The 14,059-nt window shown below is 60.1% G+C and carries 16 protein-coding genes; 7 read left to right on the plus strand and 9 right to left on the minus strand.

The window, feature by feature from the left end; translation table 11 throughout:
• Positions 1 to 52: 52 nt before the first annotated feature.
• The 3 genes from AC0X69_RS14150 to AC0X69_RS14160 all read left to right on the plus strand — a co-directional run bounded on the left by AC0X69_RS14150 (position 53) and on the right by AC0X69_RS14160 (position 2,428).
• The gene (locus tag AC0X69_RS14150) at positions 53 to 280 is read left to right on the plus strand and encodes a hypothetical protein (protein WP_482608431.1); all 228 of its coding nucleotides are present in this window, start codon (positions 53 to 55) and stop codon (positions 278 to 280) included.
• Between the two features lie 142 nt (positions 281 to 422).
• A complete protein-coding gene (locus tag AC0X69_RS14155) occupies positions 423 to 1,265 on the plus strand; it encodes a lytic murein transglycosylase (protein ID WP_482608432.1) in 843 nt (280 codons plus the stop codon).
• 200 nt (positions 1,266 to 1,465) lie between these two features.
• Positions 1,466 to 2,428 (plus strand): MORN repeat-containing protein, encoded by a 963-nt coding sequence (locus tag AC0X69_RS14160; protein ID WP_482608433.1) that lies wholly within the window; start codon positions 1,466 to 1,468, stop codon positions 2,426 to 2,428.
• A 53-nt stretch (positions 2,429 to 2,481) separates the two neighbouring features.
• Here the strand turns inward: AC0X69_RS14160 and AC0X69_RS14165 are convergent.
• The 8 genes from AC0X69_RS14165 to AC0X69_RS14200 all read right to left on the minus strand — a co-directional run bounded on the left by AC0X69_RS14165 (position 2,482) and on the right by AC0X69_RS14200 (position 10,220).
• Positions 2,482 to 3,428 (minus strand): IS630 family transposase gene (locus tag AC0X69_RS14165; RefSeq protein ID WP_482608434.1). Its coding sequence is split into 2 segments (ribosomal slippage): positions 2,482 to 3,089 and positions 3,089 to 3,428, totalling 948 coding nucleotides; the frame shifts between segments, so codons are not numbered across the junction.
• A gap of 185 nt (positions 3,429 to 3,613) precedes the next feature.
• Complete coding sequence (locus AC0X69_RS14170; RefSeq protein ID WP_482608435.1) at positions 3,614 to 3,979, minus strand: hypothetical protein; 366 nt, start codon at positions 3,977 to 3,979, stop codon at positions 3,614 to 3,616.
• A gap of 149 nt (positions 3,980 to 4,128) precedes the next feature.
• Complete coding sequence (locus AC0X69_RS14175; protein ID WP_482608436.1) at positions 4,129 to 5,685, minus strand: porin; 1,557 nt, start codon at positions 5,683 to 5,685, stop codon at positions 4,129 to 4,131.
• A 30-nt stretch (positions 5,686 to 5,715) separates the two neighbouring features.
• On the minus strand, positions 5,716 to 6,300 hold the full coding sequence (locus AC0X69_RS14180) for a hypothetical protein (protein WP_482608437.1): 585 nt from the start codon (positions 6,298 to 6,300) through the stop codon (positions 5,716 to 5,718).
• Between the two features lie 58 nt (positions 6,301 to 6,358).
• Positions 6,359 to 6,625, minus strand: coding sequence for a hypothetical protein (locus tag AC0X69_RS14185; protein WP_482608438.1), 267 nt, complete (start codon positions 6,623 to 6,625; stop codon positions 6,359 to 6,361).
• 61 nt (positions 6,626 to 6,686) lie between these two features.
• On the minus strand, positions 6,687 to 7,565 hold the full coding sequence (locus AC0X69_RS14190; RefSeq protein WP_482608439.1) for a hypothetical protein: 879 nt from the start codon (positions 7,563 to 7,565) through the stop codon (positions 6,687 to 6,689).
• A gap of 1,135 nt (positions 7,566 to 8,700) precedes the next feature.
• Entirely contained in the window at positions 8,701 to 9,786 is a 1,086-nt protein-coding gene (locus AC0X69_RS14195) for a transposase (RefSeq protein ID WP_482608161.1), read from the minus strand.
• A gap of 38 nt (positions 9,787 to 9,824) precedes the next feature.
• Positions 9,825 to 10,220: a DUF2267 domain-containing protein gene (locus AC0X69_RS14200; RefSeq protein WP_482608440.1), complete on the minus strand. Its 396-nt coding sequence runs from the start codon at positions 10,218 to 10,220 to the stop codon at positions 9,825 to 9,827.
• A gap of 151 nt (positions 10,221 to 10,371) precedes the next feature.
• Between AC0X69_RS14200 and AC0X69_RS14205 the strand changes: the two genes are divergently transcribed.
• Positions 10,372 to 10,611 (plus strand): hypothetical protein, encoded by a 240-nt coding sequence (locus AC0X69_RS14205; protein ID WP_482608441.1) that lies wholly within the window; start codon positions 10,372 to 10,374, stop codon positions 10,609 to 10,611.
• A gap of 362 nt (positions 10,612 to 10,973) precedes the next feature.
• Entirely contained in the window at positions 10,974 to 11,315 is a 342-nt protein-coding gene (gene hmuQ / locus AC0X69_RS14210) for a heme-degrading protein HmuQ (RefSeq protein WP_482608442.1), read from the plus strand.
• Between the two features lie 499 nt (positions 11,316 to 11,814).
• On the opposite strand, the gene AC0X69_RS14215 is transcribed toward hmuQ, so the two are convergent.
• Positions 11,815 to 12,165, minus strand: coding sequence for a hypothetical protein (locus AC0X69_RS14215; protein WP_482613459.1), 351 nt, complete (start codon positions 12,163 to 12,165; stop codon positions 11,815 to 11,817).
• A 51-nt stretch (positions 12,166 to 12,216) separates the two neighbouring features.
• On the opposite strand from AC0X69_RS14215, the gene AC0X69_RS14220 reads away from it, so the two are divergent.
• Both AC0X69_RS14220 and AC0X69_RS14225 read left to right on the plus strand, forming a co-directional pair.
• The gene (locus tag AC0X69_RS14220; RefSeq protein ID WP_482613406.1) at positions 12,217 to 13,092 is read left to right on the plus strand and encodes a tyrosine-type recombinase/integrase; all 876 of its coding nucleotides are present in this window, start codon (positions 12,217 to 12,219) and stop codon (positions 13,090 to 13,092) included.
• A 432-nt stretch (positions 13,093 to 13,524) separates the two neighbouring features.
• Positions 13,525 to 13,794, plus strand: coding sequence for a hypothetical protein (locus AC0X69_RS14225; protein ID WP_482608443.1), 270 nt, complete (start codon positions 13,525 to 13,527; stop codon positions 13,792 to 13,794).
• Positions 13,795 to 14,059: the final 265 nt, after the last annotated feature.

The raw sequence follows: 14,059 nt of genomic DNA on the forward strand, positions 1-14,059 counted from the left end.
CGCCGCTCTTGAACCTCAGCGGTCAAGCGCCAACAGCTAAAGAGTCGATTCGATGAGCAAGCTGATTCTTATTCTCGCGGCCTTCATTGGCCTCGCCGTTTTAACGCCCACGGACGCCCGATCCGCCAGGGATGCTCAGCGCGCCGCCTGCGAACGCGATTCGCACAAGTTCTGCGCGGCGGAAGAGCCCGACGCCATCGCCGTCGAAAGATGTCTTCGCGCGCACATGAACCAGCTTTCGAAAGCATGCAAGCGCCAGTTCAGGGCGCGGGGCCGCTGATCTCGCGATTTATTTAAGCATCGCTTCTCGCGATCGTTGAGCGTGCGCGACGCGCGATCTTTCCGTTAACGTTTTCCGGCGCGTCGTCGCCGACGCGCTTGGCTTTGTTGCGCCGCTCCCGCTGCCTGAATAAGCTGCCGCGATGCATAGGCTCTGGAAAAACGCCGCGAAGCAGGGCGCGCTGCGCGTCGGCTCTGCGCTCGCTCTATTTGGTTGCGTCGCGCTTGCGCAGGCCGCGCCCTGTGGGACATCGGCGGCGGGCTTCGGCGCATGGCTTGAAGATTTCAAGCGCGAGGCGTCGGCGCAAGGCGTGTCGCCGCACACGCTGGACGCCGCGCTGGCCGGCGTCGCTTATGACACTAAAGTGATCGGCCGCGATCGCGCGCAAGGGATTTTTCGGCAAAGCTTCGAGAAGTTCTCGAGCCGGCTGGTGACGCCTAAACGTCTGAGCATGGGCAGGGCCTTGCTGCAGCGTCACGCGGCGCTGTTGCGGCAGATTGAAGCCCGCTACGGCGTGCCTGGACCGGTGCTCGTGGCGATCTGGGGACTGGAGACAGGATTCGGCGCCGATAATGGTCGCTTCAAGACCGTTCAGGCGCTGGCGACGCTCGCCTATGACTGCCGCCGCGCCGCGCAATTTCAGGCGGAGCTGAAGGACGCGTTGCAGATTGTCGAACGACGCGACATGGCGCCGGCGCAGATGCGCGGGGACTGGGCCGGCGAAATCGGCCAGACGCAATTCATGCCATCGTCCTATCTGAAATATGGCGTAGATTTTGACGGCGACGGCAGGCGCGATCTCATAAGGTCCACGCCCGACGCGCTCGCCTCGACGGCGTACTTTCTCAAGGGCAAAGGCTGGCGCACCGGCGCTGGCTGGACTGAAGGCGAGCCGAATTTCGCGGTCTTCCTCGAGTGGAATCAGGCGCGCGTTTACGCGAAGACCATCGCTCTCATGGCGACGAAGCTCAACGGCGCGCAATAGCGCTGTCGCGCCGTTCGGATGCGTCTTGCGATTGATTCGCCGAACGAGCCGCGCGCCAGGATTTTCGCAGTTTTTATCGTTGAAAAACTTCGTTGTTCTAAATTTGGACTAGGCTATAAGGCTTGCAGGTTCCGTCGCTTCATCCGCGCAGGTTCGTCATGCCTTACGCTACAGTTTCGAGATTCCGCCGCGGCATTTTCATGTTCTCAGTTTGCGCCGGCGCGCTCAGCGTTCCACTGCCAGCGCCCGCGCAGAGCAAACTGCCGAAATGCACGCAAGAAAACATTTCGAAACATTGCTTTGGCGTTATCACCGCGCCAGACGGCAATCGCTACATCGGCGAGATGAACGGCGGCAAGGCCAACGGCAAGGGCGCGCTTATTTTCACCGACGGCAAGAAATACGAGGGCCAGTTCCGCGACGGCGCGCCAAACGGCAAAGGGACCATTACGCATCCCGACGGGGAATCCTATACTGGCAATTTCAAGGACGGGAAGAAAAGCGGGCAGGGCAAATTGGTCGCCGCTGACGGAAAGATCTATGTCGGCCAGTTCAAGGACGATGCTCCCCACGGCAAGGGCGCCGTCACTATGCCCGACGGCAAGAAGTTTTCTGGAAACTTCGTCAACGGCGAACTCGCCGTGAAGCCGCAAGGCGGAAAGGCTGGGCAAAGCGAGCAAAAGGGCGCGACGAATGGTCTGCCGGCATGCGACGTCAGCATGGCGACGCCCTGGAAGCGCTGCGTCGGCGGGCTGAAGTTCCCGAACGGGGACCTCTATACGGGCGAATTTCGCGATGGGAAGGCGACAGGTCGCGGCACGATCACTTTCGCATCCGGCGGCCAATATGTCGGCGAGTTCCGGAACGGCATCCGTCACGGCAAAGGCACGTATACGATCGCCAGTGGCGAAAGCTACAGCGGGGAATTCGTCAATGGCCGCATCATCGGCAAGGGCGTTTACAGATTTCCTGACGGCAAGAAATATGTGGGCGAGTTCCGCGACGGGCGGCCGAATGGCAAGGGCATTCTCACTCTGCCCAATGGCGCTTCTTACCGTGGCGAATTCCAAAACGGCGAGCCCGACGGGCAGGGAACAATGACCTTGCCCGACGGCCAATCGCAGAGCGGTATTTTCAAAGCGGGCAAGTTTCAGCCGCAATAGGCGTGCGGCTTGCGTTCTTTCGCGGTGGCGTCGGGAGCTAGAGCGGATTCACACTAAACCGGCTCATATCCTGCGGCGGCGAAGAAGTTCGCGCATTCCTGCGCCGTGAACTCTTCGAGCACGGCGGCGATCCTATCCCAGAGGGCGTCGACGGATCGCTCGGCGGCCTTTCGCAGCAGCGCTTTGAGTTTCGAGAAGGCCATCTCGATCGGGTTGAAATCCGGACTGTAGGGCGGGAGATAAAGCAGCGTTGCGCCTGCCGCCTCGATCGCCTTGCGCACGCCAGCGCCCTTGTGGCTGCCGAGATTGTCCATGACGACGATGTCGCCTTTGCGTAGCGTCGGAACGAGAACCTGATCGACATAGGCCTGGAACCAGAGGCCGTTGATCGGTCCGTCGAGGACAAAAGGCGCCGTTAAGCCCGTGTGGCGAAGGCCGGCGACGAAGGTCGTCGTTTTCCAATGTCCATGCGGGACGCTGGCGCGCAGCCTCTCGCCCTTCGGGGCGCGCCCGCTCTTGCGCGCCATGTTCGTCGTCGCCCAAGTCTCGTCGATGAAGATGAGCCTCTCGGGATCGAGGTCGAGCTGACCATCGAACCAGTCTTGGCGTCGCTTTATGATGTCCGGCCGGTTTTGCTCGCTCGCATGGGCGGTCTTTTTTTGAATGTCAGACCGCAGCGGTCGAGAAACGTCCACAGCGTCGCGCGACTGGCCTTAACGCCGCGCTCGGCGAGCAGCCGCCCCAAGAGTTCGCTGATGGTCAAATCCGGCGTCGACTTGATCAGTCCCAGCAGATAGTCGCGGTGCGGATCGAGCTTCGAGCGTCGCGGCTGCCCCTGCTTGCGCGCCGTTCGCTCGCCCGTCTGGCGCGCCCGCCGCACCCACACGATCGCCGTCGCGTCGCCGATCCCAAACCGCGCTGCAGCGTGGCGAGCCGGCAATCCCGCCAACGCGGCGTCAATCACGCGATCACGCAAATCCTGGCTGTAAGCCCGAGCCATGCTTCGCCTCCATCGCTGTCGCAATGAAGGAATCACTGTTCAGCCGATTCGGGAATCCCGCGCAGAATCGGAAAACGACGAACGTGCTCTAGACTAGGTCTCTCTCCGACGGAGAACCTCATAAGCCAAAACCCCAGCCTCGCGGCTGGGGTTTTCTTTTCTCGCTGTCTCTCGTTTCGCCGCGCCTATTGGATAGGCGTAACGATCGAGGCCTGTGAATCGTTGGAAATGGAAATGTTGTCAGAGTCAGTCTTGCTGATCGTCGCGCCTTCACTGTCGATAATGCTGCCGATGGCGAAGGCTTGCTTGTCGACGTTCACATTGCTCTGATTCTGATTTCCCGAGCCGAGATCGACGACGCTCCCGCTGACCGACCCGTTTTGAATGACGCCGGCGGTATTGTTCACGCCGATCTGCGTGACCGTCGAATAGTTGTTGCCGTACGCTTGGCTCTGGTTTTGATTCTGATTCTGATTGTTCTGGTATGGACCGTCGGCGAGGGCCGATCCGGCCAGGATGCAGAAGGATAGCGTTGCGATCAGCTTTTTCATGGCTCTGGTCCCTGGATGTTGGCCTTCAACGTTCGGATACCGCTTATTTTCACCCTAGCTTTGCACCGCTCTTCGGTCGATAGTTTCGACCTCGGCGCGTCACGAAGAATGCCCGCTGTGGCCGAACGGCCACAGATCTCCGCACTTCATCAGAACGCCTTCCGCATATAGGTGAGGACGTTCGGGAAATTGACGGCCACCGGCAAGCCGCGTCCGCCGAGGTACTGGCCGTTGGCCTGGCTCCACGTCCAGCCGCCCTCGAGGCCGAACGCCCATCCTTCGCCAGCCCAATATTCGGCGTTGCCGACAACCCGTTGACCTCTGACCTGCGTATTGAAGCCGAAGGCCGCGCCGCCGAAACCGAGAAATTCGGGGGCAGAGCCCATGAAAGTCTGGAAGGCCGCTCCCGTGATCGAGGTCTTGAAGACGGGGGTCCATAGATGTTCGTAGGATCCCATGATCGCCTGACCGGAGCTCCTCTGGATTGTTCCAGTCGAGCTGCTCACATAGTCGATCGACATATAAGGTATGCCGAGATAGGAGAGGGCGCCTTGCGTCGCGGTCGCCGACAGCATCGCCTTGCCGTACATCTCGCCGCCGATGGGCCCGATGAGGCCGCTCCACTTCCAGCGATATTCGCCGGCGAGCTGCGCCGCCCAGCCCCAAGTGGAAAGTTTCGGCATGAAGGGATTGTACGCGTTCGCGGACACGTCCCTGATTTCGTGCATCGCCCCCGATGCGTGAAGGACGAAAGCGGGTGCGCCGACGCGCAATTGCCCGACGAAGTCGGGATATCCCATTCCCGTCGGATATCTGGACAGAACGCCGTCGGGATAACGCCTCAGCGTCGGATCTTCAGCCGAAACGCTGATCGAAGCGCCGAGACGCGGAAGGAGGCCTGGCAGAACGTCGAGATTTTCGATTCTGTGGGTGTAGGAAATCGCCGGCGTCGTCATATAGGACGCATAGCCGGGCATGAAGGTGTAGCCGGTGCGGCTGAAGCTGAAGAGCGAAGGCTGGAGTCCGACGCGCAATCCGCCCCATTGAACCCAGGCCTGGTCGAGGGCGCCACGCCAATAGTTTCCATACACCTGGTTCAGCGTGATGCGCGTCTCGCCGAAATAATTTTTTGCCGTCCTGGCGAACACTCCGGCATTGATGAACATCGAGATCGTTCCGTAGTCCGTGTTACGGAACGCTAGGAAATTCACCATGCTGTATGTGCCGACGTAGGCGCCGGACGTCGTATTGCCGACGAGCGGATTCTTCCAATAGTACAGCATCGGCACAGCGGCGCTCAGTCCGAGGCCATTCCATCCGAATCGATAGGCCGGAAGGCGCTGCGTCGTGAACGTGATGTCTTCAGTGGCGAAGTCCTTGCCCAGAAAGCCGGTGAAAGAGCCGTGGATTGCGCCGCAGAAACCGACGTAGGGAATCTGGAAGAACTGCGTATTGCCGTTAAGATTGCATGGCGCCCTCATTCGCACGAGGGGCCGCACGGCTTTGGGCGCGGGCTGAATCGCGGGACGTCTCTCTTTTGCGCGCACTTTCGAAGCGGCGTTGAGCTCTTGAATCGCGCGCTCCGCCTCCAGGATCGAAGCGTCGACGCCTTTGTCGAAACTTGCCGGCTGCGCGAGCGCATTCGACGCGCCTGCCACTGCGGCGGCGTATGCGAATGATGCGACGATGTGTGTTCGCGTTCTCACGGAGTCAGTCCAGTCAAAGGTTCAACGTCGTCAGTGCATTCGTCCGAAGCTGTTCGTCGCGGTCAGACCTGGCGGCGTCCAGATCGCCAGGCTCATACTGTCCGTGGTGAAGAGAGACAGATAACCCTCCGGAGTCTGATAAGACTGGTAGACCGGACCGTCGGTCGGAATCAGAACGCGAGGCGCGGCGCCGTTGCCAACGGAGGAGTTCTGCGCGACGGCGGCGACATTTGTTCCGCCCATTTGCGTGATCTGCGAGCTGTTCTCGATGCCGTTCTGAGTCACGGCTGCGTAATTCTGTCCGCCGTAGCGCGGACCGCCATTGGGAAGGCTCGGGATATTGTTATACTCGCCCGTGGATTCGCCGATCTGTTGCATCTGCGAGTAATTGCTCAATCCATTCTGGGCGATGATTGCCTGATTCGCCTGGTTGGAGTCCTGAACTCCGTAGTAGACATTCACGAGCCCGGTCTGCGAGAGGTCAACCAAGGATTGCGATCCGCCGGTGAACCCCAGCGCGAAATTGAAAGGCGAACTTTGTGTCGCCACCTGCGCGAAGGCCGAGCAGACGCCGCTAAGCATGAAGACTGCGGCTAGAAGCAAGGTTCGCGACATCTTCTATTCCCGGCTCTCGAACATTGACGACGAAAAGAAACGATGAAGCTTTTGTGAACTAGCGCCTCAGAAACACCGGCTGCGGACAATCGAAGCGATAGGGGCGGTTGTCGCTGCCTGGAACCGGCTCCAAGACCCAGATGTCGTCTCTGAGATAGTCCTGGGCTTCCGTCTGCGCCAAATAGCCGCCGAGACATGCCGGCGAGCTGCCCTCCGCAACGACCGCCACCGACCGTCTCTGCCTGTGGCTTTTGGCGTCGGCGGGCGACGCGAATGCGGAGATAGTAACAAGAACAATGAGGGCGGCTTGCAGGATTGGCTTCATTGGACTGATCCTTTGAACATATGCTGCACGCCGCCCTCGATCTTAGCGAGGCCGCTAAATATTAGGGAACGCCGCCGCCGCCATTGCCGCCATTGCCACCCGGGAAGCCGCCATTGCCGCCATTGCCGCCGGTGTTGTGGTTGGCCGTGAGGGCGAAGCCGCCGAGCGCAATCGCATTGTCGTTCAGCGAATCGTTGATGTTCGTCAGATCATCGATGCGGAAGCCACCAGCCACGCCGCCACGATCGGCGACATTGATCGTGGAGTCGACTTCGATCCTCGACACCGAGGTGTTGTCGATGCTGGTGTTGTTGGAGCCGATCGTGATCATGAAGGCCTGACCATTGCCGCCATTGGCGTCGATGCCGTTGCCAATGCCGTCCTGGCTGGAGCCGGCGATCGCGGCCGAACGCTGCGAAGCCAGATTGGCCTGAACCGTGCCGACAGTCGCGGTCGAAGAGGTGGTGTTGTCGCCGACGCCGACGCCAACGTTAACCGGAATGAAGTTGGCGGGCGCCGTGTCCTGCAGCGCCGTGCCCTGGGCGGAGAGAGCGACCGGAACCGCGAGACCGCCAGCGAGGCCGCCCTGGTCGGCGTCATTGCCGGAAAGCGCAACCGCCGCGCTGACCGCGATGACGTCAACATTGCCGCCTTCGCCGCCATTGCCCGAGTCGACGATGCTGCCGACGCTGAAGGCGTGAGTGTCCATGTTGAAGTCGGCGAAGGTCTGGTCGAACGCGCTCGGCGCCAGAACCACACCGCCACCGAGGGCGACGTTCTGATTGACCACGCCGACGTTGTTGAGGCCGAGGTTGGTGACGCTGCCGACGTTCACGCCCTGCGAGACGGAGGTGTTGATGCCGACGTTCGCTCCAATCGGATCGGCGAAGGCCGGAGCGGCCAGCACCGTGGCAAGGGCCACAAGGGAGAGCTTCTTCATGGGGAGGATCCTTCTAGTGATTTTGTCTAATTCCGACGATCAGCGCGCCGATCATCGCGCCGCAGGTTTGTCCATCAACAGTCGATCCGTCCAGTGCCGAAATCTCTCGATAACCAGATTCAGTAACAACTGTGGCGAAAGTGCAACATTATAGTGCAATGCAATGTACAACATCTAAGCATACGAAAAATCACCTATATTTCTGTATTTTTGCGTCCAAACCGGCGGTCCCGTGGGATGTGGATAATCGTTACTGGGGAGGCGTTCGACATGGATGAGCGAACGCAAACGAGAATTATGGAACGGTTCCGAAGTGTGAACTTTAGATGAAGGTCGGGATCTCGTCTTGTATTCAAGTCAACTTCAATGCATAGCTAGTCACCACGGGCGCTCTACGTGGGCTAATGGGGAAAAAACATGATAAATCGCGCACTTAACCTCGTCTCGGCTGTATCTCTCTCGCTGACGGTTATGAGCCCGACTTCGCTTTTGGCTCAAGGAGATATGGGGCCGATCGGGATCGTGGTCCTGGAGGACATGGTGCGCGAACAAAATACGCCGGTATATGGGTACGAACCGTTCAGATCTCGTCCGTCCTACAAGAAAAGAGCTTGCGAATTGCACAAAATGCGCAGCTGCCAGAACGCGGCTCGGACGAGAAAGGTCAATTAGTCCACGGCGTTCCTGAAAATCGTGTCGAATATACCTTCGACAACAGTGTCTCATACGTTCTCGACGCGAGAAGTTCTGTGGCGCGCACATCGAAGGCGATTTCGAAAGTCGTGTGCTTGCCAATGTGAGAGGCCAATGCAGAGATTGGCGTGCTCTCGCCTCCCCGGATACAAGCGTGGAGCCGGAATAATAAGCTGAGCGGAAGATTCAGCTTGTGAGTTGCGTCGACTGATGGTCGCTTCGTGAAATCTGCGCCTCTGTTACGCCTTCGGCCACAGGAATTGCGACCGCCCGGGAATCGAGTCTGTCATGACTCGCAGCTGGGCACCTCCAATAACCTGGCTTTTCGTGACTGGGTGTTGGGCGTGAGGCGGCTCGAGGCCATCCTTCCGGGGAGAATCGGTTCATGGGCTTCGAAAGCGGCGTCGCCCGGTGAGCGGCGCCGTCTTTGCCGCTAATTTTGCTACGCAGGCGCCCCTCTCTCGCGCAGCCAGACGAAGCGGCGCATGTTGTAGGCGAGATTGGCGAGCCCGATCTTGAGCCGCGCCCGCGCCAGGCCGATTGTTCGCACGAACAGGCCCATCAGCCCCTTCTGATGCGCGAACACATGTTCGACGGCGCTGCGCACTTTCGACTTCTGCGCATTGGCGATGCGCGTTCGCTCCGGCATCGGCTTGCCCTTGGGCTTCTTGCGATGAATGCGCGAGACGAAGCCGCGCCGCGACAGCATCGCTTCATTCTTCGCCGAGCGATACGCCGTGTCCGCATAGACCTCGCTCGCCGTGTTGGTTTTGTCGAGCACATCCTCCAGCCGCGCGCCGTCATGCGCGGCAGCGTGCGTCGCCGTCCATTTGCGGATCAGCCCATGCGCCCGGTCGATCGACACATGGTTCTTGTATCCGAATGCGGGGATGGCGAGATCGACCGGCGGAACAGAGCCGTCCTCCTCCCGCACTTTGGCTTTCGTATATTTGACCGTCCAACGCGCATCGCGATCTTTCTGTGCGAGCTTCGCCGGCTTGTCCTTCCAGCCCTCTGGAATGCGGCCGTCCTTGATCGCCTGCTTCTCGCCGTTCGTATTGCGCTGCTTGGGCGCGGCGACAATCGTGGCGTCGACGATCTGGCCCGACATCGCGAGAAAGCCGGCCTCGCGCAGCGCTGCGTCGAACTGCTCGAACAAGCGGTCGGCCGCATTTGCCTTCTTCAGCGCCTCGCGGAACGTCCAGATCGTATTGGCGTCGGGAACCGCGTCGGCCAAACCCAATCCGAGAAAGCGCATGAACGACAGGCGGTCCTTGATCAGATATTCGCAGCGCTCGTCCGACAGAGAATGCATTGCTTGCAGGATCAGCACCTTGAACATGAATACATGATCAAATGGCGGACGCCCGCCCTTGGAGCGGTCGGCCCGCGGGACTGCCGCCTCCAGCGCCGCCCGGAACATCTCGAAATCGACAAGCGCCTTCACGCGCTCCAGATCGTCGCCCTTCGCCGACAGCTCAGCCAGCCGTTCGTCGACATCAAAAAATCCGGGCGTTCCCTTCGCCATGGCCGCGATCCCCTTGCGACATGACCAAGTGAATCAACTCAACGCCGATTTGGCCAGAGGTTTTTGGAGGCGTCCAGCTTTTCTCTGCCGATGACCAGCTCCGCGCCGCCAAAGATCTCTCTCGCCAGCCGCTGCCGCTGATCGGGAGAAAGTCCCAGGCTCGTCAATCGAGACGTCAGCGCAAGGACCTCGCCCTTCGAGCCGCCGACCAGCCCGCCGACTCCTCCAATGACGCCGCCGAGCAACCCGCGCCGCGGGGCGGCGGCGGCGTCCCTGATCGCGTCCTCGGCGCCGGGGATTTTTTCGATCAATTCGTCGGCGGGCCCGTCCGGATGGCGCTTTTGGAGAAAGCCAAAAACGTGGCCCACGGCGAGTCGCGCAACAGCGGGCTCGACGCCGACCGAGTTTGCGATATGCGCAATCCATTCGTCCATAGAGCGTCGCCTCCAAATGCGTTTTGTTTATTTGCGTTGTTGTAACACGAACGCCGCCGCGCGGTCGCGAAAGGAACGATTCCGCAAGCTGAACGTTAGCGTTGGCGCGGCCGCCTTCGCGTGCGATGGCCGCGTCGCAAAGGAGGCTAACTTGACTCACAGAATGATCGTTCTTGCGCTTGGCGTCGCTATGGCGTCCGCAGCTTCCACGGCTTTAGCCGCCGATCTCGCAGCGGCGCCTCCTCCTCCCCCTCCGCCGGAAGTCGCCGTCGCGCCAAACCCGTTCGCCCCTGTCGGCGCGATCGTCGCCCTGCCGGTCACCGTTGCGACAGCCGTCGTCAACACGCTGGCTCCTCCTCCTCCGCCGCCTCCAGTCGTCGCGAGCTACTGAGGTCGCGCGCGCAGCTTCTCCGATCACGCGATCTGCCCTCGTGGGCGTTCTTGCGTCGAACCGCGGGATGAGGCGCGCGCTTCATGGCGCCGCAGTCGCAATCCGAGGAGCAGGACGCCGGATTGAACGAGAGCGCTGTCGCCTTATCGCGCTCTCGACGAACTGAGTTGCAGGCGACCATACGCTTGCGTCGCCGCGCAGTTGAACAGCCCGGTCAGCAATGGCCGGGCTTTGCGCTTGGGGAGGCGCCGCTCGCGGGGAAAGCGCGGCGACGCCGGCCATTGCTCTTTGCGTTTTTAGCTTCCGGAGCCGACAATCGAGAAACGCCGACGATGCGCGAGCCTTGAGACAGGAGCCGACTCATGTTTGTTGCGATGAACCGCTTCAAGATCGTCAAGGGAAAGGAGCAGGCCTTCGAAGAGGTCTGGCGGTCGCGTCAGACGCGGCTGCAGGAAAGGCCTGGCTTCATCGCCTTTCATCTGCTTAAGGGACCGGAGCGTGAAGACCACGTTCTTTATGCCTCGCATGCGCTGTGGGAGAGCCGCCAGCACTTCGTCGATTGGACGCATTCCGAACAGTTTCGCGAGGCTCACAAGAACGCCGGCCAGAACCGCGACCTCTATATCGGCGGGCCCGAGTTCGAAGGTTTCGAGGCTGTTCTGACTGAAACCAATCCCAATCGCGCGTCGAGCGCCGCGGAATAGGCGAGACGCATTGCGTCAGGCGCGCGCCGCCTGAGGATGGCGCCGCAGCCGGTTAGACGGTTGTTGTCGTCGCTTTGGCAGCGGCGCGAAGAGGAAACGCTTGACACCGCGCTTGAAGCAACCGTTTCGCGACTCCTTCAAGAGAGTGTCCGAATGCGCGGTCACGTGGGAACAAATGCTGCGTGGGCGAGTCGCCTGCACGCCGTAGCGCATGCCGGCGTTGCAAAAGGCTTCAGGATAAGAAGCACGGATTTTATTGGTGAGCGCGCTGGGGCTCGAACCCAGGACCCCCTGATTAAAAGTCGCGTAGCAGCTATCGACAAGTCACGACAGCTCAGGACAGCAAAACGGCGGCAACTCTCACGAAACCCTTGCATTTCGCGATCTGATGACAACATTAGACGACAGCGCCCGACAGCCGCAGACGCGCCCAAACGCCCACCTCTGAGCCGCCAGGACGCCCACCTTTAAGGGAGCCTGCCCCGTGGCGATGAAGCCCTTAACCGTCAAACAAGTCCTTGCGCTTAAGCCGCGCGCGGCGCCCTATGAAGCCCGCGACCCCGGAATCGTCGGTGGCTACATCACGGTGCACCCCAGCGGCGCGTTGTCCTATGTGCTCCGCTTCCGCTTCAACGGTGCCAAGCGCAAGCTCACCGTCGGCAAGTTCGATCCCTCGACCGGGCTCGCGGCCGTCCGAGCGCAAGCGCATGCGGCGCTCGCCGATCTCAGCAAGGCGCGCCGTGACGCTACGGGCGCCGCTCTCGACCCCGCTGCAGCCAAGACCGCAGCCCGCCGTGAGGCGCAGGAAGCCCAGCGGGCGGCGGAGCGAGAGGCGGAGCAGAGGCGTCACGGAGCCATCGAAGCCGCCGTCGCGCTCTTTGCGGAAAGATATCTGCACAAGCTGCGAACCGGCGACGATGTCCGGCGCGCGCTTGAACGCGAACTGGTCAGCCGTTTTCAGGGCAGGGCGTTGAGCGAGATCACACGCGTTGACATCCACGACATGTTGGACGAAATCGCTCAAACACGTCCGATCGCCGCCAACAGACTCGCTGCATACGTCAGCAAATTGCTGAAATGGTCCTTGTCGCGGGGGATCATCGCGGTCAATCCGGTCGCCGACGGCATCGAGCGCCCAGCAAAAGAAACGAAGCGTGAGCGCGCGCTCGATGACAATGAGTTGGCGCTGGTTTATCGCGCTGCCGAGACTATGGGATACCCCTTTGGTCGGCTCGTTCAACTGTTAATTTTGCTAGCTCAGCGGCGAAATGAAATCGCCGAAGGGCGATGGAGCGAGATTGACGTTGAGTCGAGGGTTTGGCGATTCCCGCCCGAGCGCGTCAAGACCAACGAAGGTCATCTTGTTCCGTTGCCACCGCTCGCGCTGTCGATTCTTGAAAGGTTGCCGCGCTTCTCAGGCTGCGATTTGATTTTCACGACGAACGGCAAGACGTCAGTTTCTGGTTTCTCGCGCGCCAAAAAAGCCCTCGATAGAGCCGTCGCTAAACTGAACGGCGGCAACCCGATTCCCGAATTCACGCTTCACGATCTTCGCCGCTCGGCTGCGGTCGGGCTGCAGAAACTTGGAACCGACCTCATAGTTACGGAAAAAATCCTTAATCATAAAACCGGGTCCACGGCCGGCGTGGTCGGCATTTATCAAAGATACGCTTACGAACCAGAAAAACGCCAAGCGCTGGGACGATGGAACGCGCATATCGAACGCGTCGTTCCCGATGAAGCCGACAAGAAAGTCGTCGCACTCCGTCTGCGATAAAATCCGCGCGTGTCTCTTCGTTAAATCTCGTCGCGCGGACGTCGAACTCGCGTCGACGTTTATGCGAACTTGCGCGTCGAATGTGTCGAAACTTTCTTTCGACTGTGTGCGATAAGTCGCAACATCCGTAACGACAAACGCGTGACCTGTTTTTGTTACTATTTGCATCGCGGCTAATTGCAACTTCTACGCTATTGTCATCGAAACAAACGCGCCGCCGCTGATGGAAGTGAAACCAAAGTTTCATGAATACCTTCGATCAGAGTTTCGATAAAATCAGTTCGCCGTAGTTTATAAAAACCGAACTGCTTCTTTTTACTCAGTAGTAGCATAAGCTTAACCTATTGAATTACTTGACGCGCCGTCGGCACATCCAATATTCCTGTCGATACGAGGCGCGCGCTGACAGGCGTGGTGATTGAGAGCTTGAATATGACAGCAACAGCGACGACGCCGACGCGGCGTCGATTGATCCCCTTCAAGGAATTGGCGAACCGCCTCGGCGTTTCGGTCAGAACGGTCGAGCGGCTCTATTCGTCCGGAACGCCGCAACTGCCGGAGATCGTCCGCCTCCGCAAACTCAAGCTCGTTAGCGAATCCGACGCTGACCGCTTCATTGAAGTGATGATGCGCAACAAGGCGCTGCCCGAGCTGCCCGAGCATCGCGCACCGCACCACAAAGCCCGGAGGGCGCGCCGATAAAAGCGGTGACGTCCGGACCCCCAACGAAGAAATGAGAGCGCCTATGACACGGAACTGGAGCGAAGTTCGCTGACGGAACATCTGGAACAGGCAGACCCCCGCGTCGTCGCAGCATGCACGGCGCATTACGCCGATCAGGATGGAGGCGACGCATGAGATAGAGCACGCGCAATTGTCGATAGACGCGGGAGACCTCCGCGTCCGAGCCGCTAAATCCTCGAATGTCTCGAATTCTCGAATCGTAAAGGCTCACCCCGCCCATGCC

It is taken from the genome of Methylocystis sp. Uni0008 (genome assembly GCF_056838045.1).

What these genes read in the sequence shown, in the direction of transcription:
- AC0X69_RS14150 (WP_482608431.1), top strand. Translation starts at nt 53, where the DNA reads ATGAGCAAGCTGATTCTTATTCTCGCGGCCTTCATTGGCCTCGCCGTT.
- AC0X69_RS14195 (WP_482608161.1), bottom strand. Translation starts at nt 9,786, where the DNA reads ATGGCGAAGGGAACGCCCGGATTTTTTGATGTCGACGAACGGCTGGCT.
- AC0X69_RS14225 (WP_482608443.1), top strand. Translation starts at nt 13,525, where the DNA reads ATGACAGCAACAGCGACGACGCCGACGCGGCGTCGATTGATCCCCTTC.
- AC0X69_RS14200 (WP_482608440.1), bottom strand. Translation starts at nt 10,220, where the DNA reads ATGGACGAATGGATTGCGCATATCGCAAACTCGGTCGGCGTCGAGCCC.
- AC0X69_RS14160 (WP_482608433.1), top strand. Translation starts at nt 1,466, where the DNA reads ATGTTCTCAGTTTGCGCCGGCGCGCTCAGCGTTCCACTGCCAGCGCCC.
- AC0X69_RS14155 (WP_482608432.1), top strand. Translation starts at nt 423, where the DNA reads ATGCATAGGCTCTGGAAAAACGCCGCGAAGCAGGGCGCGCTGCGCGTC.
- hmuQ (WP_482608442.1), top strand. Translation starts at nt 10,974, where the DNA reads ATGTTTGTTGCGATGAACCGCTTCAAGATCGTCAAGGGAAAGGAGCAG.
- AC0X69_RS14170 (WP_482608435.1), bottom strand. Translation starts at nt 3,979, where the DNA reads ATGAAAAAGCTGATCGCAACGCTATCCTTCTGCATCCTGGCCGGATCG.
- AC0X69_RS14180 (WP_482608437.1), bottom strand. Translation starts at nt 6,300, where the DNA reads ATGTCGCGAACCTTGCTTCTAGCCGCAGTCTTCATGCTTAGCGGCGTC.
- AC0X69_RS14190 (WP_482608439.1), bottom strand. Translation starts at nt 7,565, where the DNA reads ATGAAGAAGCTCTCCCTTGTGGCCCTTGCCACGGTGCTGGCCGCTCCG.
- AC0X69_RS14185 (WP_482608438.1), bottom strand. Translation starts at nt 6,625, where the DNA reads ATGAAGCCAATCCTGCAAGCCGCCCTCATTGTTCTTGTTACTATCTCC.